General features: G+C 59.4%; 25 protein-coding genes, 2 tRNA genes and 1 pseudogene. 6 read left to right on the top strand and 22 right to left on the bottom strand.

The window, feature by feature from the left end:
- The first annotated feature begins 161 nt into the window (after positions 1-161).
- The 5 genes from H9K76_RS10325 (at position 162) to H9K76_RS10305 (ending at position 2,853) form a co-directional block, all read left to right on the top strand.
- Positions 162-593 carry an NfeD family protein gene (locus H9K76_RS10325; RefSeq protein ID WP_187600085.1) on the top strand — a complete coding sequence of 144 codons (432 nt, stop codon included), beginning with the start codon at positions 162-164 and terminating at the stop codon, positions 591-593.
- Between the two features lie 135 nt (positions 594-728).
- A complete protein-coding gene (locus H9K76_RS10320; protein WP_187600581.1) occupies positions 729-1,646 on the top strand; it encodes an SPFH domain-containing protein in 918 nt (305 codons plus the stop codon).
- A gap of 240 nt (positions 1,647-1,886) precedes the next feature.
- Positions 1,887-1,977, top strand: a tRNA-Ser gene (locus H9K76_RS10315).
- Between the two features lie 29 nt (positions 1,978-2,006).
- Positions 2,007-2,082 (top strand) — tRNA-Lys (locus tag H9K76_RS10310).
- Positions 2,083-2,406: 324 nt separating this feature from the next.
- Positions 2,407-2,853: a sulfite exporter TauE/SafE family protein gene (locus tag H9K76_RS10305; RefSeq protein ID WP_187600083.1), complete on the top strand. Its 447-nt coding sequence runs from the start codon at positions 2,407-2,409 to the stop codon at positions 2,851-2,853.
- 49 nt (positions 2,854-2,902) lie between these two features.
- On the opposite strand, the gene H9K76_RS10300 is transcribed toward H9K76_RS10305, so the two are convergent.
- From H9K76_RS10300 to H9K76_RS10235, 14 genes are all read right to left on the bottom strand, one after another.
- On the bottom strand, positions 2,903-3,916 hold the full coding sequence (locus H9K76_RS10300; RefSeq protein ID WP_187600081.1) for a YqaJ viral recombinase family nuclease: 1,014 nt from the start codon (positions 3,914-3,916) through the stop codon (positions 2,903-2,905).
- A 238-nt stretch (positions 3,917-4,154) separates the two neighbouring features.
- Positions 4,155-5,150 (bottom strand): DUF932 domain-containing protein, encoded by a 996-nt coding sequence (locus tag H9K76_RS10295; RefSeq protein ID WP_187600079.1) that lies wholly within the window; start codon positions 5,148-5,150, stop codon positions 4,155-4,157.
- A 32-nt stretch (positions 5,151-5,182) separates the two neighbouring features.
- Complete coding sequence (locus H9K76_RS10290) at positions 5,183-5,506, bottom strand: hypothetical protein (RefSeq protein WP_246475450.1); 324 nt, start codon at positions 5,504-5,506, stop codon at positions 5,183-5,185.
- 490 nt (positions 5,507-5,996) lie between these two features.
- The gene (gene accC / locus H9K76_RS10285) at positions 5,997-7,340 is read right to left on the bottom strand and encodes an acetyl-CoA carboxylase biotin carboxylase subunit (RefSeq protein ID WP_187600075.1); all 1,344 of its coding nucleotides are present in this window, start codon (positions 7,338-7,340) and stop codon (positions 5,997-5,999) included.
- A gap of 4 nt (positions 7,341-7,344) precedes the next feature.
- Entirely contained in the window at positions 7,345-7,806 is a 462-nt protein-coding gene (gene accB / locus H9K76_RS10280; RefSeq protein WP_187600074.1) for an acetyl-CoA carboxylase biotin carboxyl carrier protein, read from the bottom strand.
- A gap of 6 nt (positions 7,807-7,812) precedes the next feature.
- The gene (locus tag H9K76_RS10275) at positions 7,813-8,583 is read right to left on the bottom strand and encodes a LamB/YcsF family protein (RefSeq protein ID WP_187600072.1); all 771 of its coding nucleotides are present in this window, start codon (positions 8,581-8,583) and stop codon (positions 7,813-7,815) included.
- A 3-nt stretch (positions 8,584-8,586) separates the two neighbouring features.
- The gene (locus H9K76_RS10270; protein ID WP_246475512.1) at positions 8,587-9,540 is read right to left on the bottom strand and encodes a 5-oxoprolinase subunit C family protein; all 954 of its coding nucleotides are present in this window, start codon (positions 9,538-9,540) and stop codon (positions 8,587-8,589) included.
- A 32-nt stretch (positions 9,541-9,572) separates the two neighbouring features.
- Positions 9,573-10,244, bottom strand: a complete 672-nt coding sequence (gene pxpB, locus H9K76_RS10265; protein ID WP_187600068.1) for a 5-oxoprolinase subunit PxpB — start codon at positions 10,242-10,244, stop codon at positions 9,573-9,575.
- An 8-nt stretch (positions 10,245-10,252) separates the two neighbouring features.
- On the bottom strand, positions 10,253-10,672 hold the full coding sequence (locus H9K76_RS10260; protein WP_187600066.1) for an acetyl-CoA carboxylase biotin carboxyl carrier protein: 420 nt from the start codon (positions 10,670-10,672) through the stop codon (positions 10,253-10,255).
- Between the two features lie 27 nt (positions 10,673-10,699).
- Positions 10,700-11,557 (bottom strand): transporter substrate-binding domain-containing protein, encoded by an 858-nt coding sequence (locus H9K76_RS10255; RefSeq protein ID WP_187600064.1) that lies wholly within the window; start codon positions 11,555-11,557, stop codon positions 10,700-10,702.
- Between the two features lie 69 nt (positions 11,558-11,626).
- A complete protein-coding gene (locus tag H9K76_RS10250; RefSeq protein WP_187600580.1) occupies positions 11,627-12,355 on the bottom strand; it encodes an amino acid ABC transporter ATP-binding protein in 729 nt (242 codons plus the stop codon).
- A gap of 51 nt (positions 12,356-12,406) precedes the next feature.
- The gene (locus H9K76_RS10245) at positions 12,407-13,159 is read right to left on the bottom strand and encodes an amino acid ABC transporter permease (protein ID WP_187600062.1); all 753 of its coding nucleotides are present in this window, start codon (positions 13,157-13,159) and stop codon (positions 12,407-12,409) included.
- A 2-nt stretch (positions 13,160-13,161) separates the two neighbouring features.
- On the bottom strand, positions 13,162-13,860 hold the full coding sequence (locus H9K76_RS10240; protein WP_187600061.1) for an amino acid ABC transporter permease: 699 nt from the start codon (positions 13,858-13,860) through the stop codon (positions 13,162-13,164).
- Between the two features lie 336 nt (positions 13,861-14,196).
- Complete coding sequence (locus H9K76_RS10235) at positions 14,197-15,354, bottom strand: pyridoxal phosphate-dependent aminotransferase (protein ID WP_246475447.1); 1,158 nt, start codon at positions 15,352-15,354, stop codon at positions 14,197-14,199.
- A 196-nt stretch (positions 15,355-15,550) separates the two neighbouring features.
- On the opposite strand from H9K76_RS10235, the gene H9K76_RS10230 reads away from it, so the two are divergent.
- Positions 15,551-16,453, top strand: coding sequence for a LysR family transcriptional regulator (locus H9K76_RS10230; RefSeq protein WP_187600059.1), 903 nt, complete (start codon positions 15,551-15,553; stop codon positions 16,451-16,453).
- A gap of 9 nt (positions 16,454-16,462) precedes the next feature.
- Here the strand turns inward: H9K76_RS10230 and H9K76_RS10225 are convergent, their stop codons facing one another.
- The 8 genes and pseudogenes from H9K76_RS10225 to H9K76_RS10190 all read right to left on the bottom strand — a co-directional run bounded on the left by H9K76_RS10225 (position 16,463) and on the right by H9K76_RS10190 (position 25,326).
- On the bottom strand, positions 16,463-17,761 hold the full coding sequence (locus H9K76_RS10225; protein ID WP_425489689.1) for a glycerate kinase type-2 family protein: 1,299 nt from the start codon (positions 17,759-17,761) through the stop codon (positions 16,463-16,465).
- An 8-nt stretch (positions 17,762-17,769) separates the two neighbouring features.
- Positions 17,770-18,726, bottom strand: coding sequence for a D-2-hydroxyacid dehydrogenase (locus H9K76_RS10220; RefSeq protein ID WP_187600055.1), 957 nt, complete (start codon positions 18,724-18,726; stop codon positions 17,770-17,772).
- Complete coding sequence (locus H9K76_RS10215; protein ID WP_187600578.1) at positions 18,723-19,397, bottom strand: RraA family protein; 675 nt, start codon at positions 19,395-19,397, stop codon at positions 18,723-18,725. The genes H9K76_RS10220 and H9K76_RS10215 overlap by 4 nt, the downstream gene beginning before the upstream one ends.
- A 463-nt stretch (positions 19,398-19,860) precedes the next feature.
- Positions 19,861-20,736, bottom strand: a pseudogene (locus H9K76_RS10210) (IS5 family transposase); the annotation flags it as partial.
- Between the two features lie 223 nt (positions 20,737-20,959).
- Positions 20,960-21,592, bottom strand: a complete 633-nt coding sequence (locus tag H9K76_RS10205; protein WP_187600053.1) for a LysE family translocator — start codon at positions 21,590-21,592, stop codon at positions 20,960-20,962.
- A gap of 505 nt (positions 21,593-22,097) precedes the next feature.
- Complete coding sequence (locus H9K76_RS10200) at positions 22,098-22,910, bottom strand: SDR family NAD(P)-dependent oxidoreductase (protein WP_187600051.1); 813 nt, start codon at positions 22,908-22,910, stop codon at positions 22,098-22,100.
- Positions 22,907-23,689, bottom strand: a complete 783-nt coding sequence (locus tag H9K76_RS10195) for an SDR family NAD(P)-dependent oxidoreductase (protein WP_187600049.1) — start codon at positions 23,687-23,689, stop codon at positions 22,907-22,909. The genes H9K76_RS10200 and H9K76_RS10195 overlap by 4 nt, the downstream gene beginning before the upstream one ends.
- Positions 23,686-25,326, bottom strand: coding sequence for an AMP-binding protein (locus H9K76_RS10190; protein ID WP_187600048.1), 1,641 nt, complete (start codon positions 25,324-25,326; stop codon positions 23,686-23,688). Before H9K76_RS10190 ends, H9K76_RS10195 begins: the two co-directional genes overlap by 4 nt.

The raw sequence follows: 25,326 nt of genomic DNA, 5'->3' as shown, positions 1-25,326 counted from the left end.
CGCGAAGTGTAAGGAATCTGCGTGACCATTCTTCAAACCGGGCGGTATTTCGCCCAAAATGTCTCGGTTAAAAGACAGGATTGCAGACGGAGGCCCGTCGGCTGCTGCCCTTCACGCCTTTTCAAGCCTTCTTCTCATGTCTTCATTTGGGAGTGCTGCTCATGCATTGGGATCACGCTACGCTCTGGTGGATCATGGCCGGAATCACGGTCGCCGCGGAACTGCTCATCGGCTCGTTCTACCTGCTCATGATCGCGCTGGGCCTGGCCGCGGGCGGGCTTGCCGCGTTCGCGGGCCTGGGCGACACGGCCCAGGTGCTGATCGCGGCCTTGGTGGGCGCCATGTCCGTGCTGTGCTGTTATTTCATGCGGCGCACCCGCCCCGGTGACCCGTCGCCGCGCTCGGACCGCAGCGTCAACCTGGATATCGGCGAGACGGTCTACATCGACGCTTGGCAGAGCGACGGCACCGCGCAGGTCAAGTACCGTGGCGCAACCTGGACAGCCATCCATCGCCCGGGCATCACGCCCGCCACGGGCAATCACCGCGTCTCCGAACTGGTGGGAAACCGTCTGCTCGTCGACCCCGTTTGAGTCCCGGCGCCGCAGGCCCATTCCCCACGCCCCACCCGCAGCAGGGATTGTCCCTTGAGGTCAACCACGACCTGCTACGCTTGTCACGGTCATCCATCCATTCACTGCAAAGGACTCAAGTTCATGGACCAGTTCATGGGATTCGCCATTGTTCTCTTCGTCATTGCGGCCATCTTCGTCGCGAAGTCGATCAAGATCGTCCCGCAGCAGCATGCCTGGATCAAGGAGCGGCTGGGCAAGTACGCGGGCACGCTGTCGCCGGGCCTCAAGTTCATCATCCCGTTCGTCGACAGGATCGCCTACAAGCACAGCCTCAAGGAGATTCCGCTCGACGTGCCCAGCCAGGTCTGCATCACGCGCGACAACACGCAGCTGCAGGTGGACGGCATCCTCTACTTCCAGGTGACCGACCCCATGCGCGCAAGCTACGGCTCGAGCAATTACATCACCGCAGTCACGCAACTCGCTCAGACCTCACTGCGCAGCGTGATCGGCAAGCTGGAGCTGGACAAGACCTTCGAGGAACGCGACATGATCAATGCGCAGGTCGTCTCCGCCATCGACGAAGCAGCGCTCAACTGGGGCGTGAAGGTTCTGCGCTACGAGATCAAGGACCTGACCCCGCCGGCGGAAATCCTGCGCGCCATGCAGGCGCAGATCACGGCAGAGCGCGAAAAGCGTGCCCTCATCGCCGCCTCCGAAGGCCGCCGCCAGGAGCAGATCAACATCGCCACCGGCGAGCGCGAGGCCTTCATCGCCCGCTCCGAAGGGGAGAAGCAGGCAGCCATCAACCAGGCCCAGGGCGAAGCCGCGGCCATCACCGCCGTGGCAGATGCCACGGCCCAGGCCATCGAACGCGTTGCGCAGGCCATACAGCATCCTGGCGGCGAACAGGCCGTCCAGCTCAAGGTCGCCGAGCGCGCCGTCGACGCCTACGGCAAGCTCGCCTCCGATGCCACCACCACCCTGGTGGTCCCGAGCAACATGACTGAAGTGTCCGCGCTGATCACCTCGGCCATGAAAATGATCCAGACGGGCCAGCGAGGGCAATAGGAACAATGCGACCAGCAAGGCCAATGAGTCACAGCAGAAGGCAATCAAGCTACAAAATTTGATTGTTTTCGCAATACGAAACGATTCATGCCTTATAGTTCACGTCACGCCGCAGTCGCGCAGTTCCCTAGCCGGAACCGGCTTCCAGGAAGCCAGAAGCGACTGATGTTGAAGAAAGTTTGCACGAAAGTCCAAATCTTCCGAAACACTCAATTTTCTAGGCTATAATTGAGGGCTTCCGGAGAGGTGGATGAGCGGTTTAAGTCGCACGCCTGGAAAGCGTGTGTGGGTTAATAGCCCACCGCGGGTTCGAATCCCGCCCTCTCCGCCAAATTGATGGTGACATCCAATCACCTGTGTGGGACGTTAGCTCAGTTGGTAGAGCAGCGGACTTTTAATCCGTTGGTCACAAGTTCGAATCTTGTACGTCCTACCATCAACGTCGCGTAGACACACGAAAGCCCGCTCCTGAAAAGATAGCGGGCTTTTTTGTTTTCAGGCCCTTGCCAGATTGTTGCCAGATTTTTTTCTGTGCCAGTTGATCCCCCGTACTGCCCCGGGCCATGCGGCGTGATGAACTCCTAACACGGACCATAGCTCCCGACCAGTGTGGTGAAGCTGCGGCTGGCGAAGACCAGCCCGTCGTCCCAGCGCAGCAGGAAGGGCACAGATATTCGGTCCAGCATGTCGAAGTGCGTGAACAGCGCCTGCTCCAACGCTGGCTCCGCCGTTTTTGATCTCCCGGTCGCTGTTCATTGCCATGAATCTGTACGGTCTTCGCTACTGGAAGCCGTCCACTTGGTCAAAGCCCGATCTTTTGCTACTGGTGCCTGGCCTGGTGGCCGGTATCGGTGCCGGCTATTTGCTGTTCAAGGCACTAGATCATCGCGCCATAGCCATCCAGATGGCTGCCATCACACTGGTTTTCGTGGGTATGTGGTTTCTGCGCGCCGGCGAAGTCGTGGGGCAGCCGCGTTCGTCACCGAAGGCTATGGCGGCCGGTGTGGCATCAGGCATCACCACCATGGTCGCCCATTCAGGCGGGCTGCCTTTGGCAATGTACCTCTTCCCGTTGGGACTCAGCACGCAGGTCTATGCGGACACAACAAACATGTTCTTCACAGTGGGCAACATCATCAAGGCTGTGCCATGGATAGTGAATGTTTGCAGCAGTTTGCCAGGCGAATCGCCGGCCTCTGATTGGTAATCGGATATTGGTGATCAGTGATTGCAGGGTGCTGGCCTGAGCAGCCCGCTCAGCACGCCTCCTGCAGCAGGAACCGCCGTGATCCGGCTTTGGCGCTCGTATAGGCCTTGGCCAAGTCTGGATGATCTTTCTCGAAGGCAGCCGTGTTGAAGGCCTTGCCGTTCTTGGAGCGCTTCCAGCTCACCGAGCCACCGGGAAAGGTCGCATACGACGCCACCCCCATGCGCTGCTGGATCTGGTGTTTCAGCAATGCTTCCTGAGCTTCCCAGTCCTGCAAGAGTTTGCGAACGTGAAGCAGCTTGGCGCACGCATCGCAGGCACTCTCGTCCTCGGACAGGTCCACCGTGTCGCCGCTATCCTGCGAGTACAGGCTGCGCAGTGCAACTGCCGTGCTGTCCGACGCATCTGCATCGGGCGCCTGTCCGGACTGCACCCTCTCCCAGAACTGCGCCTCCAAGGCCATCAGTTGGACGATCATGGTCTCGTCTCGCTTGATGCGGTGGATCTGCAACTCCTGCCCGCAGATCAGGACTGCCACATCGGCCGCCTGCTTGCCTGTCACGGCGAGCTGGTGCATGACCTGCAGCTGGATGTATTCCGGAACGCCATCTCTCCAGAGCCTGGCGCCGTTGATGCCTGCAGTCTTGCATTCCAGGATCTGGACATCGGAAGCTCCCACCACTTCCCGGTCGATATTGGCGAGCATCCAGGGCACCTGGGGATGGCCCAGCACGGCATTGACCCGGCGCACCTTGTTGCCGGTGCGCTTGGTGTAGTGGGCGGCGACGAAGGGTTCTAGCAAGGTGCCCCAGTACATGGGACTGGTCTCGTCGTTGGGATCCACGGTCGGCAGGAGGTGGCCCTTGCCGGTTTTGTGCATCCACAGCTCGAGCTGGGATTGGTAGGGATTGAGCCCTACGGCCGCCGCAGCATCGGAGCTGCCGACGCCTTGGCGGCGTACATCCAGCCAGGTCTCACGCGGCACGCCCCGGGTGGAAACAAGGCGCAGCGCAGGACGTCTGGCCCGCGAGGCTGGTGCATGTATAGAAACAGGTGTCGGCATGGTGCCTCCAGTGAATTGGGTGAAGAAATAAACAAGGACACAGGCAATGAAAGCTCAATGCAGGCAACTGCCCGCCTTCTCCAGTCCCCTGCCCTCAAAATCTCGAAACCCAAAAGCACAAAGCCCTCACCGCAGTGGTGAGGGCCTATGACGTTGGGAAGCTTCGAATGAGAAAGTAAGAGACGAGGGAAGAAGGCCGAGGGCCGAAAGGCGAGAAGCGCACCGCAAGCCCGTGGATTCAAGCCACCAGCTGCAAGGCGTGTTCGAGTGCACGCTGCTTGACCGCAGCCCCCACACCGAACCAGGCACTGTCCAGGCGGTTGTCCTGGCTGCGAGCCCGGCGTTCGTGGTCCACGTACTCGGTGATCGAGCACAGCAAACCCCAGGCCGTGCCCTGGGCTGCGGACAAGGTAGCGCCGCGCCCGTGGCCGTCAAAGAGCATCTGCGCCTTCTGCATGGCCCGCTCATTGGTCAACGCTGTGGAATGCCCTGCCCCGCTGGATCCTGGCTTGTCTGCTGCGCAAAGCACCTTCAAGAAGAAGTTCATGGCCTCGTGGCTCTTGACCTCGCGTTCTGCCAGGGTGCGCATTTGGTACATGAAGGAGTCCCATTGGCCGACGGCAATACCCAATTGACGTTTGACGGCCTGGGCATCGAAGCGGGTGGAGTGGGAGACTTTCACGGCATTGGTTGCTCCCTTCAGGGCAATCGCCAGAGTGTTGTTGCAAACCACCCTCACGGTGGTGGGCATGGCGACCGTGGCCAGGGTGCCATCACAGGAGGTCGCCAAGAGCAGGTAGCCATGGACGACGTCACCACCTTTGAGAGCAGTTGACTTGCCTGTGCGGGCCAGCGCCCAGAACTTGCGACCCGCCTTGAGCACACCGGCTGTCTCCAGTTCATAACCGGCGACCTCTGTGAGATCCCGGTAGAACTCCAGTACATCCCGAGGCTGCACCACCTGGTAGCGGTTGCTGACCACTGACAGCGGTGCCTTGGTGTCACTGCGGTACAGCACCTTCTGGTCCGGGAACTCCTTGGGCTCGGCATATATGGAAGAAGATGCACCCGAGCTGTCGGCAGCCAGATAGCGCACAGGTGTTTCTAGGATCTGCCACTGCATGCCTGCGGCTTGCGCCCAGACATCCAGAGATTGCTTTCGAGGCAGGTTATTGCCCAGTTGGTGCCAGGGGGTCTGGCCTGAATAGGCCATGGTTTCGACGAGATGGGACATGATGAAGTTCTCCTTGATGGTTTCTTCTGGTATCAGGCTTTAAAGGAATAGCCGCAATCCTGGCATTGGTAGTTATCGAGGTAGGCTTGATCGAGCTGCTCGCCGATGCTCCCGCCAATCTCTCGCCCAATGGCTGCGCCAGCCACGATGCCAATCACGCCTCCTATGGTGGTGCTGAAAACTGTTCCTACAGGACCTGCGGCAGCACCCACCCTGGCGCCCATTGACGCACCTTGCATGGCGTTTGTGATGCCCGCTGCGGTCCCCGCAATGGCGCCTACGTTCTGACCTACTTTCTTGCCGGTTCCTTTGGCGTAGACAGCGAAGGATTGGCAATGGCGGCATTGAATCGACATGAATACTCTTGACATAAAAAAGCGCCCCTGGCAGAAAGCCAAGGGCGCTGTGGATGGAAAAATTGAGGGTGAATGCAGGTTTAGTTCAAGGCGATCTGCTCCTGTATCACGACGAGAATATGTGAATGAAAATTTTTAAAAATGAATGGCTGAGCCCCTATTGAAAGAGGGCAAGACGGTGGTCATCATTGCGCGCCATGTTGTCCTTCCGTCATCGGACAGGCCACGGACCGCACCATGCAAAGTTACAGAATCTCATTCATCTCGTTTATCTCTGTCATGTTGTGACAGCTCGAATGGAAGTTCTTTCGAGTGGATCTGAATCTAAGGGAGACCTATGCGAAGAGACAATTAAGCATTCTTTAACAACGGGTTCGTAGCGCATGACTACTTAGCGGAGAAGCTTGAAACTTTGCTGAAACTTCATCAACTCTTGAGTCAACACACTCCGCCGAATGATCGATCCTGATGAGACTGAAATGACGCATCTTTATCGCTCTGACAGCCACTGTTCTAGATAATGGATACTGGTACCTCCCTTGAGGAACTCCGCATCCAGCATCAACTCCTGGTGCAGCGGCACATTGGTCTGTATCCCCGTAGCAATGAGATCACCCAGTGCGCACCTCATACGACCAACGGCTTCAGCTCGATCTCGACCGTGCACGACGATTTTTCCCACCAAGGAGTCATAGAACGGTGGAATCTCATAGCCGCTATACATGTGTGAATCCACACGCACGCCTGGGCCGCCAGGCGCAATCCATTCTCTCAACAAGCCAGGAGAAGGTTTGAAACTGTGCGGATCTTCTGCGTTGATGCGACATTCAATGGCATGCCCAAGCCGCACGATGTCCGCTTGGATCCACGGCAGGTGTTCACCTGCAGCGATGCGAATTTGCATTTCAACGATGTCTATACCAGTAACCCACTCAGTCACCGGATGCTCAACCTGTACACGAGTATTCATCTCGATAAAATAGAACTCGCCGTTCTCGAGCAGGAATTCGAACGTGCCAGCCCCCCCATAACCCATGCGCTCGCATGCGCGGGCACAGCGTTCGCCGATTTCGGCCAACCGCACGGAATCAACGCCGGGTGCCGGAGACTCTTCGATGATCTTCTGATGGCGGCGCTGCATGGAGCAGTCCCGCTCGCCCAACCAGACCGCATTGCCATGCGTGTCGGCCAGCACCTGAATCTCGATATGGCGTGGCGCGAGCAGATACTTCTCCATGTACACGGCCGCGTTGCCAAAGGCAGCATTGGCTTCGGCCTTGGTCATGGCGATCGACTGGAGCAGCGAGGCCTCGTCGTTCACCACGCGCATGCCGCGACCACCGCCACCGCCTGCGGCTTTGATGATGACCGGATAGCCTATGGAGGCCGCCAGTGCCTTGGTCTTTTCGTCGTCGTCTCCCAGTGCCTCCGGCGAGCCCGGAACGCAGGGAACGCCCGCATCGATCATGGCCTGCTTGGCCGAGACCTTGTCGCCCATGGTGCGCATGACCGATGCGCTCGGGCCGATGAAGACCAGCCCGGCCTGCGCCACCTTGTCGGCAAAGCCCGGATTCTCGCTCAAGAAGCCGTAGCCCGGATGAATCGCATCGGCACCCGCCAAAGCAGCCGCATCCAGCAATGCGGCCTGGTCCAGATAGCTGCGCGCGGAAGGCGCTGGGCCAAGGCAATAAGCCTCGTCCGCGTGTCGCACATAAAGCGAGCTCTTGTCGGCCTCCGAATACACCATGACGCTCGCGATGCCGAGCTTCTTGCAGGCACGTTGCACACGCAAGGCGATTTCGCCGCGATTGGCGATCAGCACTTTCTTCAGCATGGCATCAAGCCTCCTCGATCTCAAACAACGGCTGACCCGCCGAAACCAGCTCGCCGTTGTCGCACAGCACGCGCTTGACGCGTCCTTGGGTTTCGCTTTCGATCTCGTTCATGATCTTCATGGATTCGAGCACGCCGACCACGGTGCCTGCATCGATGCTGTCCCCCGCATTCACCAACGCGCCGCCGCCCGGCGTGACCGAGCGATAGAAGGTACCGGCCATCGGTGCCTTGAGAATCTGCAGCGCGATGCTTGCCTGCGCAGGTGCTGCGACGGTGGATGGAGATGCTGTGGACGCTTGTTGCACGACAGACGATGTCTGTACAGCAGCGACAGGTACATCCGCCCCATCGGCAAAGCGCTGAATGCGAACGTCCACGCCGTTCTGCGACAGCTCCAGCTCATCCAACTGCGCCTCAGCCGCCACGGCGATCAGCGACTTGATCTTTTCAATGTCGAACGACATGCTCTCTCAATTCCTGTGTTGGGAAATCGGACGGACCTGCAGACCCGATTGCTGCAGACGCGCGCGCACCAGCGCAGCCAGATCGGCGGCACCGGGCGTGTCGCCATGCACCAGCACCGAGTCGATGGAAACCGGCATGCGCTTGCCGCTCTGGCTGGTGATGGCGCTGTCCTGGAACATGCGCACCACGCGCTCGATCACCGCCTCGGATTCGTGAATCACCGCACCCGGCAGCTTGCGTGAGACAAGCAATCCGTGGTCGTCATAAGCGCGATCGGCGAACACCACGCGCTTGACCGGCAAGCCCGCGTTCAACGCAGCCGTTTCCATTTCCGTCATCGGCGGTGCGATGATCGTGAGCGATGCATCGAACGCCTTGATCGCAGCCATCAACGTGGCCGCGAGTTCTGCCTCTGCAAAGCACATATTGCCCAACGCACCATGGAAGGTCACATGCTGCACTTTCTTGCCAGCGGCCCGCGCAATGCCTTGCAGTGCACCGAGCTGATACCAGGTCATCGCGCGCAGTTCCGACGCATCGAGATTCAACGGCCTGCGACCAAAGCCCTGAATGTCGGCAAAGCCCACATGCGCGCCGATGTCCACACCGTTGTCGATGGCGAGCTGCACGGTCTTCACCATGATGCTCGGGTCGCCCGCGTGAAATCCGCAAGCGATGTTGGCCGAGGTGATCACCTTCATCAGCGCCGCATCGTCGCCCATGCGGTAAGGACCGTAGCCTTCGCCCAAATCGCAATTGATGTCTACGTTCGTCATGCTTTAAACATCCTGAAAAAGAAACTCCACCGCGCGCTTGACCCGCGCGTGATAGGCTTGCACCTCGTCGTTGGCATCCAGCGCCTGCTGCATGCTCACGCACTGAAAACGCAAGCGGCTGCCGATGGGCGCCTGTGCAAGCCGCCACATGTCGGCCGCCACCACGGTCGCCATCTTGGGATAGCCACCAGCCGTCTGCGCATCGCACTGCATGACGATGGGCTGCCCCTGTGGCGGAATCTGCACCACGCCCGGAACAATGCCATGCGACAGCAGCTCTAGCGCTTTCTCGGGCTTGAGCTGCGTATCGCCACTCAACCGCATGCCGATGCGATTGCTGTCCGGCGTGATCTGCCACTCACAGGTTTGAAACCGCTCGCGCGTGACCGCGCTGAAGCTGTCCCATTGCGCTGCGGGCACTACGCGAACAAGCGTTGTCTTGTCCGAAAAGGACGCTTCAACCTCAGGCAATGGAATGCCCGCGCAAGGCGGCAACACGCCAAAACGACGGTTTGAATTCAACGCACGCGAAGGCAGCAAAGCAAGCGAATCGCCCTTGCGCAGGGCGCGGCCATCCATGCCACCAAAACCTGCTTTCAAATCGGTACAACGCGAGCCCAGCACCACCGGCACATCGATACCGCCGGCCACGCACACATAGGCCACGCCACCGCTCTCCGGCGCAGGCAGCGTGACGATCTGCCCCGGCTGCACCGCCACGCTCCACCATGGCGGGCAGCGCTGACCATCCACTTCCATCTGCGCGTCCGAGCCCGTCACTGCGATGCGCGTGGCTTGCTTGAACTGCATGCGTAGCGGAAAAATCACCACTTCCAGAAACGCAGCGTCCGCCGCGTTACCAACCATCAGATTGCCGACCTGCGCGGCCAAAGCATCCAAGGGCCCGCTGACGCCCACGCCATAACGCCTGAAACCGCGTCGTCCAGCATCCTGCACGGTGGTCAAGCCGCCCGTGGAAAGAATCTCCATCATGACAGCGCTCCCACCGCACGAAAGCGCACCAGGTCGCCCGGCGATAGCAATGCGGGCGCTGCCACTGTCGGATCGAAGAAGCGCCGATCGGTGAAGCCGATCACGTTCCAGCCACTGGGCAGCGTCTGCGCCTGCACACCCGTCTGCGCACCGCCGATGGAAACGCAACCCGCCTGCACCTTGAGACGCGGCTGCGCACGTCGCGGCGTATGCAGCTTTTCGTGCAGTCCGCCAAGATATGCAAAGCCCGGATGCGCGCCGAGAAAAAACACCGTGTAAGTCGCAGCGCAGTGCAGCTCGATCACCTCTTGCGTGCTGATGCCGTTGTGTGCAGCAACATGCTCCAGATCGATACCGTATTCACCGCCATAAACCACGGGCAGCTCGAAATCACGCGCCACTCGCTGTGTCTGCTTGGGATGCAGCCAAGCCTGATTCACCACAGCCTGCAATTGCGCGGAATCGACCTGCGTGGAATCGAACACCAGCATGAGATTGTTCATGCCCGGCACCGCCTCTTCCACACCCGGCTGGTGCGAGAGTTCATCGGCCACCATCAGAATGCGCTCCTGCAGCGCGAGACTCATCGGCGGCTGGCAATCGAACAGCAGAGCATCGGTACCCAACGCGCTGACCGACAGCGGCGGTGGCACCAATGGGCGTTTCATTCCGGCAGTCATGCCTGTGCCTTGACGGTAAACAGCGGCTTGCCGAAATCCACCTTGTCGCCATCAACCACGAGCACTTGCGCAATCTCGCCGCTCACCGGGCTTTCGATGGATTTGAGAATACCGCGCGACTCCAGATACATGGCGGGCGCACCTGCTTCAACTTTGGTACCGGCAACCAGCGCCGTACCACCCGCTTGAGCGGGATGGCGAAGGCGCGCAATGCCCAGAGCGTTTGAACGCACAACGGTCTTCTCATCAGACGTCGCACACTTCGACGAATTGACGCTCTGCGAGACCGCCACAGCCACTGGAGCACCTGCTCGCGTGACCAGGCGCAGTCGCGTGGAAGCGTCGCGAATGTCGATGGCCTGCATGCCGGACTGGCGCAGTTGCTGCGAGATCTGAAGTATGTCTGCTGAATTCATGTTGTGCCGTTCAAATCGTCTCTTCAATCAGGGCAGTGCTTCAAACTTCAGGTCCTTGATGGCAGTGACCTTGTAGGGGCGCTTGAGCTTGTATTCCGAATCGTCGCCAAACCACTTCTTCCAGTGCTGGTCCATGTAGCCGCTGGATTCGAGCTTGTTGAGCACAGCATTGATTTCGTTGTGCAGTGCTGTCTCGCCCTTGGTCATGCCGATCGCCACGGGCTGGATGTACAGTTCTTCATCCATCACCACCGCAGGCTTGGGGCCCTTCTGCGATTGGATGGCGAACGCCGTGGCCGACACGTTGTTGATCACGAACGCATCCACTTTGCCCTGTTGCAGCGCGAGGAACGCGGACGACGCATCCTGATAGGTGAGCGGCGTTGCGCCCTTCAAACGCAGCTTGATGGCAGTCTCGGAAGTCGATCCCTTGGTGGAGCTGATCTTCTTGCCATCGAGGCTGGCCAGATTCGTCAGGCCCGAAGTCTTGCCGACCACGGCCACTTCCTTGCCCACGTTGTAGGCGTTGCTGAATTCGACCTGCTCTGCGCGCGTCTTGGTGTAGCCCATGTTGGCGATGATGATGTCGATGTGACCGAGCTTCAGTTCAGGAATGTGCACGCCCACGGGGAAGCCGCGCACCTCGGCCTTCAGGCCCATTTCCTTGGCCACTGCATGGCAGAGCTCCACGTCCGAACCGATGGTCTCGCGCGTCTTCGGGTCTGGATAGCCAAACGGTGCGATGGCTGCAAACGTGCCGCACACCAGGGTCTTCTTGGCCTTGATGTTGTCGAGCTGATCTGCGCTGGCCGCGCCGGAGAATGCGGCAGCAGCGATTCCCAACGCGGTGAGCAGCACGGGAGCAATGCGGAATGGAGATGGCATGGCGTGGTTTCCTTGATGTGAGGGGCGGGTGGAAAAACGGTGGGAAAGTATGGATTCGGTGTTTGAATCTCAGTGCGAACGCAGATCGTTGAGGAAACGCTGCGCACGCTCGGACTTCGGGTTGCTGAAGAACGCATCGGGCGTGTCGGACTCGATCAACGTGCCATGGTCCATGAACCAGACACGGTCTGCCACTTCGCGGGCAAAGTTCATTTCGTGCGTCACGCACATCATGGTCATGCCGTCGCGCGCAAGCTGCTTCATCACCTGCAGCACCTCGCCGACCATCTCGGGGTCGAGCGCGCTCGTGGGTTCATCGAACAGAATCGCCGGTGGATTCATCGCCAGCGCACGCGCAATCGCCACGCGCTGCTGTTGACCGCCGGAGAGTTGTCCAGGATAGGACGATGCCTTGTTCGCCAGTCCCACGCGTTCGAGCAGTTGCAGCGCGCGTGCACGTGCCGAGCTGCGCTTCTCGCCTAACGCGGTGACAGGTGCCAGCTCGATGTTTTCCGTGACCGACAGGTGCGGGAAAAGGTTGAAGCTCTGAAAAACAAAACCCACATGCGCGCGGAACTTGTTGATGTCGAGCTTAGGCGAATACACATCCTGCCCGTCGAACTCGATGCTGCCTTTCTGGATAGGCTCCAGTCGATTCACAGTGCGGATCAGCGTGGACTTACCCGAGCCCGAAGGGCCGCAGACCACGATCACCTCGCCCTTGTTGACGGTGGCGTTGATGTCGTTGAGCGCGTGGTATTCGCCATACCACTTGTTCACGCCATTGAAGGAAATCATGGGCGTACCACCCTGTGTTGCCTTGATCATGGAGATACTCTTTCCCGTTCCTTAAACATTGACTTGCGGCGCAATGGGCGCACTCGCCGCATACGATCCCGACGACAGCTTGCCGGCACGGCGCAGCGCAATGCGTTGCTCCAGCCAGCGAGCAAACTGGGTCAGCGCCGCACACACGACGAAGTAGATGGCCGCCAGCAGGATGTAGACTTGGAACGGCATGGTCAGCAGCGTCGCGTTGATCTGGCTGCCTGCAAAGGTCAGTTCGTTCACGCTGATCACATAACCCAGCGCCGTGTCCTTGATGCTCGAAACAAACTGCGAGACGATGGCCGGAACCATGTTGTAGATGGCCTGCGGCAGCAGCACCTTGAAGGTGGTCTGCATGTAGCTCAGGCCAATCGCACGCGCAGCTTCGGTCTGGCCTGCGGGCAGACCCGTCATGCCCGCACGCACGATTTCTGCCAGATAAGCGGACTGGTAGATCACCAGCGTGACCAGCATCGTAGTGAAGCCCGCCACCGGACGCCCCAGAATCTGCGGCACGATGAAATAGGTCCAGAAAATGAACATGATGAGCGGCACACCGCGCACCACATAGACGATGGCCGTCGCAGGCCAGCTCAAATACTTGAACGGGCTCAGGCGGCACAGCGCCAGCACCACGCCCAGCGGAAACGCCAGTACGATGCCGACAATTGACAGCAGCAAGGTCACTGCCAGACCGCCGAGCGGGCCGTTCGGATACTGGCCGACCAGCAGCAGCATCCAGTTGTCGCGAATGATGTTGAGGATGTCGGTCATGGTCAGCGGGTCTTTATCTTGGTACGGTGTTCAATCAGTGCGCCCGCCCACATGAGCAGCAGCGACAGCACCAGATAGATGACGGTGGATGCCAGGTACACCTCGAACGTCTTGAAGGTCGCGCTCTCCACTTCCTTGGTCACATAGGTCAGCTCGGCCACGCCCACGGTCATTGCAAGACTCGTGTTCTTGAACAGCAGCACCGTGTGATTGATCAGCGGAGGCAACGCAATGCGCAGCGCTTGCGGCATGATCACCAGACGCGCTGCCTGCAGATACGACAGACCCAGAGCGCGAGAGGCTTCCAGTTGCGAAGCCGGAATCGAACGGATGCCGCCGCGCAGGTCTTCCGACATATAGGCACCAAGGCACAGACCGATGCCGATGAACGCAAAGATGAACTCGCTGTTGTGCGCATTGATCCACTGCTGCGCAGCCTCGGGAAGAATCGCCGCAACGCCGAAGTACCACAGAAAGATATGTACCAGCAACGGCACGTTCTGGTGATATTCCACATACGCCGTGGCGGTCCAGACGCAGAGCTTGTTGGCGCTCATGCGCATCACCGCGATGACCACGGCCACCGTCATCGCCAGCGCGAATGCGATTGCCGCCAGTTCCAGCGTGTTGATCAAGCCCTTCCCCACCTGAGTCAGAAACTCCGGTTTGGCAAAGAGCGAAAAGTCCATCTGAATGCTCATGCCATCACTCTTTCGCAAGCAGCCTTCGCTGCCCGCTTGGGTGTTTCGAGACTCGGCGCTTTCGTGCCTGCCCGCGAACGAAAAATGTGGGAATCGGTTCTCATGCTTTGAATGTCATCTCTTGCCTTGGTATACGGAACTTCGATCGCGCAAAGGATTGCCAAACGCAGTCTGTAGCCAGATTCACGGCGACCCTTATGGGACAACATGCCGCAACGAGGGCACGAATCACCAACACCGGAGGGTATTAGCGATTGGCCGCATGTCTGCACTGCTTTGTTGCATTGCGGTGCATGCTTCGCGACATTCCTATTTTCATGCACTTTTCATGCCAAATTAGGCCTTGCAAGCCGCCACGGCCTGAGCGATGGCCGCATAGCCGGCTTCGATTTCTTCCATCGACGTGGCGAACGACATGCGCAGAAATCCCGGGCATCCGTAGGACGTTCCATCGATCACCGCGACGCCCGCCTGCTCGATGAAGAAGTTCATCACATCGACATCGCTTTGCAGCACGTTACCTGCAACAGTCTTCAAACCGAGCAATTTCTGCACGTTCACAAAAACATAGAACGCACCGTCAGGCTGCATGCAGCTCAGACCCGGAATCTTCGCGATGAGTTCCATCACGCGATTGCGGCGCGACTCAAAAAGATGTGCTGCTTCCGCCACGCATTCCTGCGGACCATCGAGCGCAACGACCGCAGCCGCCTGGCTCATGGCGCTTGCGCAGGTAGTGCTTTGTGTGAGCAGCAGATTGATGCGCTTGACCAGTTCCACCGGTCCCGCACCATAACCAATGCGCCAGCCCGTAAAGGCGTAAGCCTTGGAAAGACCATTGACCAGCAGCGTGCGTTCACGCAGATCAGGTGCGATCTGCAGCGGCGACACATGGGTCACACCGTTGTAAACGAAGTGCTCATAGATCTCGTCGGTCATCAGCCAGACCTGCGGATAGGCACGCAGCACATCGCAGATGGCTTCGAGTTCTTCGCGCGTGTAGACAGCACCCGTGGGGTTGTTGGGTGTGTTCAAAATCACCCAGCGAGCGCGTGGCGTGATGGCCTTGGCCAGTACATCGGCAGAGAGCTTGAAGCCGCTCTCCTCGCTGCATGCAACGATCACGGGCTTGGCCGCCTGCAGCGCCACCATGTCGGGATACGACACCCAGAACGGTGCAGGCACGATCACTTCATCGCCCTCGTTCAGGGACGCTGCGAACGCGTTGTAGATGATGTGCTTGGCACCGCAGCCCACGACGATTTCTTCGGCGCGGAAGCTCAGTTGGTTTTCGCGTTCGAGCTTGCGTGCGATGGCTGCGCGCAGCGCGGGCGTTCCGGCCGATGCGGTGTAGCGCGTCTGCCCGCTCTTGAGTGCGTTGATGCCGCCTTCGATGATGTGCGGGGCGGTGTCGAAATCGGGCTCTCCAATCGTGAAGTCGATCACCTTGCGGCCCTGGGCGCGCAGCGCGTCGACCTTGGCCTTGGCTGCCATGCTTGGCGAAGGTTTCACAGAGGCAAGACGTTCAGAAAACAAGATGCAGTCCTTTAAGTGATGAATGTGACTCACTGACGTACCGTGAGCATTCATGGCATTCTTCATGCATCAAGCAATAAAAAAAAGCGATATTTATGAATAAAATTGCATCACATTTTTCGATCACATCATCGATTACCCGAAGGCCCGCACCATGATGACGTTCAAGCAGCTCGAAGCGATCTACTGGGTCACCCAGCTCGGTGGCTTCTCGCAGGCCGCAGACAAGCTGCACACCACGCAGTCCGCCATTTCCAAGCGCGTGCAGGAGCTGGAGACGCTGTTCAACATGCCGCTGTTCGACCGCACGCAGCGCACCTCTCGCCTCACCGAAAAAGGCGAGGAGATGTACGTGGTGGCCAAGAAACTGCTGGAGCAGCGCGATGCGGCGGTCAATCAGTTCATCTCGTCGCAGGAGGTGGTGCGACGCCTGCGCATCGGCGTGACCGAGCTCACCGCAATGACCTGGCTGCCGCGCCTCGTGAATCTGGTGCAGACCCATCACCCACGCGTGGTGCTGGAGCCCGATGTGGACATGAGCATGATCCTGCGCGACAAGCTGCTTGCCAACGAGGTCGATGTGATCTTCGTGCCCGATTCGTGCAAGGACGAACGCTTCACCACCAAACGGTTGGGCGTGGTCGAGAACGCATGGTTCTGCAAACCCGGAACCTTCGATGGCATGAAGGTCAAGCGCCTGCATGACCTGTCGTCGCACACATTTCTCACGCAGGGCGACAAGTCGGGAACGGGCGTGCTATACAACCAGTGGCTGAGTTCGGTGAACATGCAGCCGTCCAACACCATCGTCTGCAACAGCCTGCTCGCCATCATCGGCATGACTGTTTCAGGGCTGGGCTTCAGTTACCTGCCCCGGCAAAGCATGGAGCCGCTGGTAAAATCCAACTTGCTGGAAGTGCTCAAGATCTCGCCCACGCTCCCCAAGACCAACTACGTCGCGGCGTTCAAGAGCGATCAACGCAGCACGTTGCTCTCCTCCATCATCCTGCTCGCTCAGGAATGCTGCGATTTTTCGCGGGCTTTGCAAACGCCGTAAGGCCGCCGTTCAAAGCACGAAAATGGCGCGAAAGTCGTTCACGTTGGTATGGGTAGGCCCTGTGAAGAACAGGTCGCCGATGGATTCAAAGTAGCCGTAAGCATCGTTGCGATCCAGATGATCGGCAATGCGCGCCCCCTGCTCTGCCGCGCGCTGCAAGGTGGTTGGAGTGACGAACGCGCCCGCGTTGTCTTCCACGCCGTCGATGCCATCCGTGTCGGCGACAAGCGCCCACACATTGGCTTCGGATTTGAGTGCAACGGCCAGCCCCATGCAGAACTCGCCCGCGCGGCCCCCTCGCCCCTTGGCCGTGCCAGCGGGTCGTTCACGCACGGTGACGGTTGTCTCTCCACCCGACAGAATCACGCACGGCTTAGCGAACGGCTCGCCGCGCAAAGCGACGGCACGCGCAAGCGCCGCATGTACCTTGCCCGCCTCCCGCGATTCGCCTTCGATTTCGTCGCTGAGGATATGCGCCGCAAAACCCGCATCGCGCGCCACTTGCGCCGCGGCTTGCAGCGATTGCTGTGGCGTGGCGATGAGGTGGCACACATGTCCATCGAACGCTGCATCGCCGGGCTTGGGCGTTTCAAGCTCTCCGCTCACCAAACTTGCGCGCACTTTGATCGGTACATCGATGCGGTAACGATCAAGAATCGCCAAGGCTTGCGCGCAGGTGCTTGCATCGGCAACCGTCGGCCCGCTTGCGATCACCGAAAGATCATCTCCGGGCACATCGCTGATCGCCAGCGTCACCACTTTCGCCGCGCCGCACGCAGCAGCCAGGCGGCCACCCTTGATGCGCGAGAGATGCTTGCGCACGCAGTTCATCTCGGCAATGTCGGCACCCGAGGCAAGCAGTTGCTGATTGATGCGCTGCTTATCCGCCAGCGTGAGCCCATCCGCAGGCAAGGTCATCAACGACGAGCCGCCGCCCGAGATTGGGCAGATGACGAGATCGTCCACGCTCAAGCCTTGCACCAGTTGCAAGATGCGTTCGGCCGCATTCAAACCTGCCGCATCCGGCACCGGGTGCGCCGCCTCGACGATTTCCACGCGCTCTTTCAAACCTTCGGGACGCGGCGGAACATGGTGATAACGCGTCACCACCAATCCGCAAAGCGGTGCATCCTGCGGCCACAGCGCCTCCAGCGCGTGAACCATCGAGGCACCCGCCTTGCCCGCGCCGACGACCACCGTGCGCCCTTTCGGCGGCTGCGGCAAGAATGCCACCATGTTCGCCAACGGCAAGGCTCGCTGCACTGCCGCTTCGTAAAGCCGAACCAGAAACTCTTGCGGATCGGTCATCGCCATCATCATGAGCCCACGATGTTGCGTGGCTCGCCACGCACAAATGCTTCGATGTTGTCCACCAACTGATCAGCCAGCGTCTGAATCGCCTCTTCGCTCGCCCACGCCACATGCGGCGTGAGAATGAAGTTGGGCCGCGACGCCAATTGCATTAGCGGATGATCCATGGGCGGCGGCTCCACCGATACCACATCGAACGCCGCGCCGCTGATCTGCCCGGCGTCGAGCGCCGCACCGATCGCGGACTCATCGACCAGTCCACCGCGCGCCGTGTTGATCAGCAGCGGCTTCTTGCGCATCAACGCAAGTTCCGGCGCACCAATCATGTTGCGAGTGGCAGGCGTGAGCGGGCAATGCAGCGTGAGCACATCCGACTGCGCCAGCGTTTCCTCGAACGGCGTGTAGAGCGTGCCCTGCCCCGTCACTCCCTTGAAGCCCGAAAACAGCACGCGCATGCCAAGCGCACGCCCCATCGCAGCCGTCGCCTGCCCCAGCACGCCATCACCGATCACCCCCAGCGTGGAGCCCGCCAGATCACGGATCGGGAAATCAAAAAGGCAGAACTGGTTCGCCTCGATCCAGCGCCCCGCCTTCACCGCATCGCGATACGCACAGATGCTGCGACGCAGTGCAAAGATCAACGCAAACGTGTGCTCGGGCACCGTGTTCACCGCGTAGTTGCGGATATTGCTGACCACAATGCCGCGCTCGCGACAGGCCGCAACATCCACGTTGTCAGTGCCAGTCGCAGCCACGGCCACCATCTTCAAACGTGGAGCCGCGTCAATAGTGGCGCGATCCAGGCGCACCTTGTTGACGATGACGATGTTCGCATCCGCAATGCGCTCAGCGACCTCCGCAGGCGCCGTGCGCTCATGCACCGTCAGCTCATGCGCAAACGCCGGAGCGCGCAGCACGGTGCTCGGGCACAGCGTCGCGCGGTCGAGAAAGCTGATCTTCATGCCGGAACCTCGACGCCCAGACGCGTGAGCGTCGCATCGATCCACTTCGTGTCCAGCGTACCTTCTTCGATTTCGCGAATCGTCACCTTCTCGGCGTCCTGCTTGCGACGTGTGGCTTCCAGCAGAGCCTGCGCTTCATCGATCGGCACGCACAGCAGACCATCGGCGTCGCCCAGAATCAGATCACCGGGATTGATCACCATGCCGTTCAGCGAAACCGACACATTGATGGAGCCGGGACCATCCTTGTATGGCCCGCGATGCGTGACACCCGCCGCGTAAACAGGGAACGTGCCCGCACCAATTGCATCCACATCACGGATCGCACCGTTCATCACAAAGCCCGCGATGCCGTTCTTGACAGCAGTGGCCACCATGAGTTCGCCGATCAGCGCATTGGTCACGTCGCCGCCCGCATCCACCACGATCACATCGCCCGGCTTGGCCATGTGCAGCGCCTTGTGGATCATCAGATTGTCGCCAGGCCGAGTCTTCACCGTGAACGCCGGGCCCGCCAGCACGCCCTTGGCGTGATACGGACGCAAACTCGCACCACCCGCCGTCATGCGCGACATGCAGTCACTCACATTGGCCACCGGCAACGCGCGAAACGCCTCGACGATCAGAGAGTCCACCCGACGGGTGAGAGCGCAAATTTGAAATCCGTTCATTTCCATTGACTTTCGTAATCAGTTCCGCTCACCCTGTGAACAAGCCATTCAGCAAGGTAGCGATAAAAGTTTAGGAGGGAAAATTAGAGAAAAAAAGCGAATTTATTTTCTTTCAAAGAATCACTTTTTCTCATTTAAATCTGCATCGATTGAGATTCGAATTGAGATAGCCCTCTGAATCTCCCATCGAGATACTTGGCTCCATCAAAATTTTAGCGACTGCTTACAAAAGCCTGAGCGAGATGGGGCCGTCGGTGTGCTTTTTTTTGCTTGGCGATAAAGCAAACGGAGGTACAGGATGGTGGTGTTCGCAGAGCAATTGAGTCGCTCTCAACGGCGTGCTTTTCAGCGAGATGAGAAATATAAGAGACAGCTGGTCCGCAAGCGATCTTCCCGTATCAGTAACTTCGTAACGTGCGCTGTATTTCGCCACCAGTTTGAGAATCTTCAGCTCCAATCCGATTGCCCGAATGTTGAGCTCGACTACTTGTCGCTCAAACGTTCTGGACATCACGTTCTCACCCAAGCGCTTGAAGCAATTCATCTTCGTCTCCACCAGTGATCTGCGGTGGTAGCCGCTCCAGCGTTTCCAGATGGCACGACCCAATCGCTTGCATGCCTTGACTGCCTCATTGCGATGGGTGAATGCCAGTCCTTTGCGCAGTCTTGCTCCTTTGCGCGGCGGGATGACGGGGATGACTCCCCGCCTGTGACAAGCCTCATGCACGTCCTGCGTGTCATACGCTCCATCACCCGTGAGGCTGACCACAGTTTCATGGTTGGGGATTTGATTCAGTAACTCGGCACCCACTGGCGAGTCACCGACTTCATTGGTGGTCACAACGATGGCCCGGATCTGCATAGTGTCGGCATCAATACCCAGATGCACCTTGCGCCATTGACGGCGCCGCTCTGCACCATGCTTCTTGGTTTTCCACTCGCCTTCGCCCAGGAACTTGATGCCCGTGGAGTCAGCGAGCATGTGCAGGCCCTGGCTGCTTGGACGGTAGTGCACCAGAACATCCAGACTCTTTTGCCTACGGCACACCGTGCTGTAGTCGGGCGCAGCCCAAGGCAGGCCCATCAATTTGAGTAACGACTGCACCAAGCCCAAGGTTTGCCGCAGAGGCAAGCCGAACAGACATTTGATGGTCAGGCAAAACTGGATAGCAGCATCTGAGAAGGTGCGATTGCGGCCACGCTTGCCGCTTGGAGGGGCCATCCACTGCAGTCCAAAGTCCAGCCAGATGGTCAAGTCGCCTCGGGCCTTCAATGCTGCGTTGTACGCCTTCCAGTTTGTGGTGCGGTAACGCTTGCGTCCCCAGCTCGATTCGCTCATCTGGCGAGCCTACCGCACTGCAGAGCTGGAGTTGTGCAACAACGCCACCCCGATTCCCACCACTCATTCTCGCCGGTCGTCAGGCTCAGCATCGAACACCTCGACCGGCGCAAGCGAGGCTGGCAGCTGTAGCTGTGCCTCCCAGCATAACGATGCCCTCGCGGCTTCCTTCGGACATTGCCAGTTCTCCGCGGAGTTCGTCATCGCGGCATCCAGAGGCTTGCTACTTCTTCGCCTCGGTCAACATGCGAACAGCCAGACCAGCCAGAACCGTTCCCATCAGCCATCGTTGAACCGAGATCCAGGTTGGGCGGTTGGCAAGAAAGACAGCGATTGATCCTGCGAGCATGGCAATCGTCGCATTCACGCTCACGCTGATCACAATTTGCGTGAAGCCCAGTACCAGCGATTGGGACAGCACGCTGCCATGTGCGGGGTTGATGAACTGCGGCAGGAGCGACAGATACATCACGGCGATCTTCGGGTTGAGAAGATTCGTCAGGAAGCCCATCAGGAACAGCTTCTTTGGGCTGTCCTGCGGAAGATTCTTGACCTCGAACGGAGAGCGCCCTCCCGGCTTGACGGCTTGCCATGCCAGATAGATCAAGTACAGAGCGCCGCCAATGCGCAACGTGTCATAGGCATAGGGCACCGCCATGACGAGCGCGGTAATGCCAAGTGCGGCGCACATCATGTAGAAGACAAAGCCAAGGGCCACACCGCCCAGAGAGATCAAGCCCGCCGTGCGCCCCTGGCATATGGAACGCGAAATCAGATATACCATGTTGGGCCCCGGGGTGAGGACCATTCCAAGGGCGATGAGGCCGAAAGCAAGCAGATTGTCAAAGTCGGGCATGACGATTTCCTAGGATATTGCCATTTTTAACATACCGGCCAAGATCTCGCGCCGTCAACGCTGCGTTGTACGCCTTCCAGTTTGTTGTGCGGTATTTGCGCCGACCCCAACTCGTCTCACTCATCTCCACAGCCTACGCTAGCTGAGGACGGCATTTGTGCAACAACGCCGCTTCTGGATACAACAGATCTTGTCGCATGCATTAGCAGCGTTCGCAGACATGCGTCACCACTTGTGCACAGACTGGCGCTAGGCTTATGCGTGAACGGGACCTGAGCCACTAAAGCTCCGGGCGCGGCGCATGCCGGCTACGTCATTCCTGTATGCCGTGATGGCAACAAGCTTCTGTTGCTCTGTGTACCTGATCATTTCGATTCCTCTAATCAGGGGGCTGATCATTCCTTGGTGACACCATCCTCATGGACACAACCCCTATAAGTCGCTTTTCGACACGCTAATGCAGTCCGAAGCACACCGCAAGCCTTCGCAGCCATTGGAACAACCGTCAAGCTGAACCCCGTGGGCAGATTTGGTTGTGCAGCCCACCATCCACGTAGATATCCGTTCCGTTGATATATCGCGCAGCATCACTGGCGAGGTATACGGCGGCATCGGCGGCATCCCATGGCGACCCCATTGCCCCCGTTGGACAGATGGCATTGCGCGTCGCAAGCAGATGATCCAACCCTTGCGGATGCGCAATGGCCAGCTGCTGGCGCACCAAGGCCGTGTCCATCATCCCAAGCAAAATGTTGTTGCATCGGATACCGTGCCCCGCGTACTGCATGGCAACGCTCATGCCAAGCGCATTCATGGCAGCCTTGCTCGCGGAGTATGCGCAGAAGGCAGTGCCTCCCGCCCGCGTTCCGGCAACGGATGACACCTGCACGATGGCACCTCGGCCTGCTCGCTTCATCAGAGGCAGCACATGCTTGAGCGCCAGAAAGGCTGAGCGCGTGTTGAGTGTGAAGGAGCGCTCCCACTCCTCGACAGACACGTCCTCCGGACCGCCAAGCATCACCGCCCCCACGTTGTTGACGAGTATGTCGATGGTGCCGCGATTCACCTGCGCCAATTGCACTGCACGCTGAATCGATGCCTCATCGCACACGTCCGCCTCAATCACTTCGCAACGCCCTCCGGCCTCCTGCGCCAATTGCTGCGTGCGCCTTGCCGATGCCATGTCCTTGTCTACTGCATACACCAATGCACCTTGCGCCGCCATGCGAATCGCAACCGCGGCGCCGTTGCCAGGCCCCGCCTCCGCCGCACCAGCGCCGAAAATCAAGGCGGTCTTCGTTTCGAGAGAAAGACTCATCGGGGTCCCATCCTTACCGCGCCATCCAGACGCACACATTCGCCGTTCATGTAGCCGCTCGTCAGCAGGAACTCCACCAACTGCGCATACTCCTCCGGGTTTCCCACGCGGCTGGGAAAAGGAACCGAAGCCTCCAGAGCCACGCGCAGCTGTTCAGGGGCACCGCGCAGCATGAACGTGTCGAAGAAGCCTGGCTTGATGGTGTTGACGCGGATGCCCTCGCTTGCCAAGTCACGCGCGATCGGTAGCGTCATGCCCGCCACTCCGGCCTTGGATGCCGAATAGGCGGCTTGCCCTATTTGCCCCTCGTCCGCGGCGATCGATGCGGTGTTCACCACTGCACCGCGCTCGCCACTCGCCAACGGATCAAGCGCCAACATACCCGCGGTGGACTGTGCGATGCAGCGGAAAGTGCCCAGTAGGTTGATACTGATGACGCGTTCATAGTCAGCCATCGGATGGGATCGAATCACACCCGTATTCTTGTCGCGCACTGCGGTCTTATGAGCAATCACAATACCCGCGCAATTCACCAGCACACGCTCCTGACCGTGCACTGCCCGCGCCCGCGCAAAGGCGGCCTCAATGCTTTGGTCGGACCCCACATCCGTTTGGCAGAAAATCCCACCGATCTGCCGCGCCAGCGCCTCTCCGGCCTCGGCGTCAAGATCGAATACCGCCACCCTGACGCCATGCCGAGCCAGCCGTATAGCAGCGGCTGCGCCCAGACCCTTGCCGCCACCCGTCACAACCGCAGCCACGTTATGATCGAGTCTCATACCACCGTCCTCCTAGCATCAGCGCGTGCATTTGCCGCCTTGTCCTCGGTGTACACATACTGCGGCGCAGCGGCCAGAGCCTCCACCAAGAAGCGCTCCTGCGGCTTCTCAGATGCGGTCTTCGGGATCTCCCCCACCACCTGAATGAAACTCGGCACGAAGTTGGCCTCCAGTGCCTCGCGGCAGCGGCGGAACAGCGCCTGCGCGTCGAATTCCTTGTCCACCAAAGGAACCACCGCAGCAACCAAGTCCTTTTCGCCGGGCGCGCTCGACGACGCTGGCACTCCGTATACATAGACATCGGACACGAGGCCAGACTCGGCAATGGCTTTTTCCACGTAGGCCGTGGCGATGAAGTCACCGTTGCGGCGAATGCCTCCCCCCTTGCGGTACTCAAAGAACAACCACCCGTCAGCGTCCTCGCGCACCACGTCGCCCATATGCAGCCAACCGCCTGCGCCCTTCTTGGCAGAAGCCTCTGGATTGCCCACGTACTCCACCTGGAAAGGGGTTCCATCCGCTGGTTGCACCAACAGCTCGCCTGGCGTACCGCGCGGCACATCCCTTCCCGCATCATCCACGATGCGATGTGCAAGATAGGGGGCGACGCGGCCTATGCTGCCCACCGGTCCGCCGCCAATCGGGTTGAGGGCAAGCCCACCTTCAGCCGAGCCGTAGAACTCCAGCACCTTCACACCGAAACGCTGTTCGAACTGCTCCCATATTGCGGCAGGCATGCCTGCAGAGACGACAAAGCGTACCGGGTTGTCAGCGTCATCTGGGTGCGCAGGTGCGGCATACAGCGCGGTCGTCATGCCTCCCAGCAAGGTGAATGTGGTGCATTGATGTCTGCGCGTGATCTCCCACAGCCGCGAGCGCGTGAAGCGCCGCGAAAACACCACACGCATCCCGCCCAGCAATGCGGGCGCCAGCGTCACCAAAAGGGCATTCGCATGTGTCAGGGAGAGACCGGAATACAGCCGGTCGTCTGGCCGGTAGCCAAAGCCTTGCATAGCTGCAGCGCCTGTCTCGCAGAAGCGGCGATGTGTCAGCACAATGCCTTTGGGGTCGCCCGTGGTGCCGGACGTATGGATGATCTGCATCACCTCGTGGCCGTTGTCCAATGGCACCGGCAAATCCTCACCCTCTATAGTCAGATGGGCATAGTCTTCTATGCGTGGACCCCACTTTTCTGGACTTGGCCCTTCATCGGTGGCGAGTGCTACGATCCAGTCAACCGAAGCCCCTGCATCCATCACTTCCTCTATGTTGTGCAGCGCGTAGTCTGCAGCAATGATGCCGGTAGCTTTGGAGTTACTGATCATGAACGCCAGCTTTTCGCCACGTGTGCGCGGGTCGATAGGCACGAGCACGGCGCCTAACAACGCAGTGGCGATCATGAGTTCGACGAATTCGGCGTGATTGGCCATCAGCAGTGCAATCACGCTGCCCGGCCCCACGCCTCGCCTGGAAAGACCTCGGGCAAGACGCTGCGCGTTCCGCCACAAATCCCCATAACTGCGGCATACATCGGCCAGCGCCGGGCCGCCCTCGAACAGCAGCGCCTCGCGCTTCGGGTCGGTCCGTGCAAACAGCTCAATGACCGACGCGATGTTGGGGTGAGAAATGACGGTCAT

This window comes from Diaphorobacter ruginosibacter, assembly GCF_014395975.1.
GTDB lineage: Bacteria > Pseudomonadota > Gammaproteobacteria > Burkholderiales > Burkholderiaceae_C > Diaphorobacter_A > Diaphorobacter_A ruginosibacter.
Note: the sequence above shows the minus strand (reverse complement) of the source record. Positions and strands in the feature narration are given on the sequence as shown.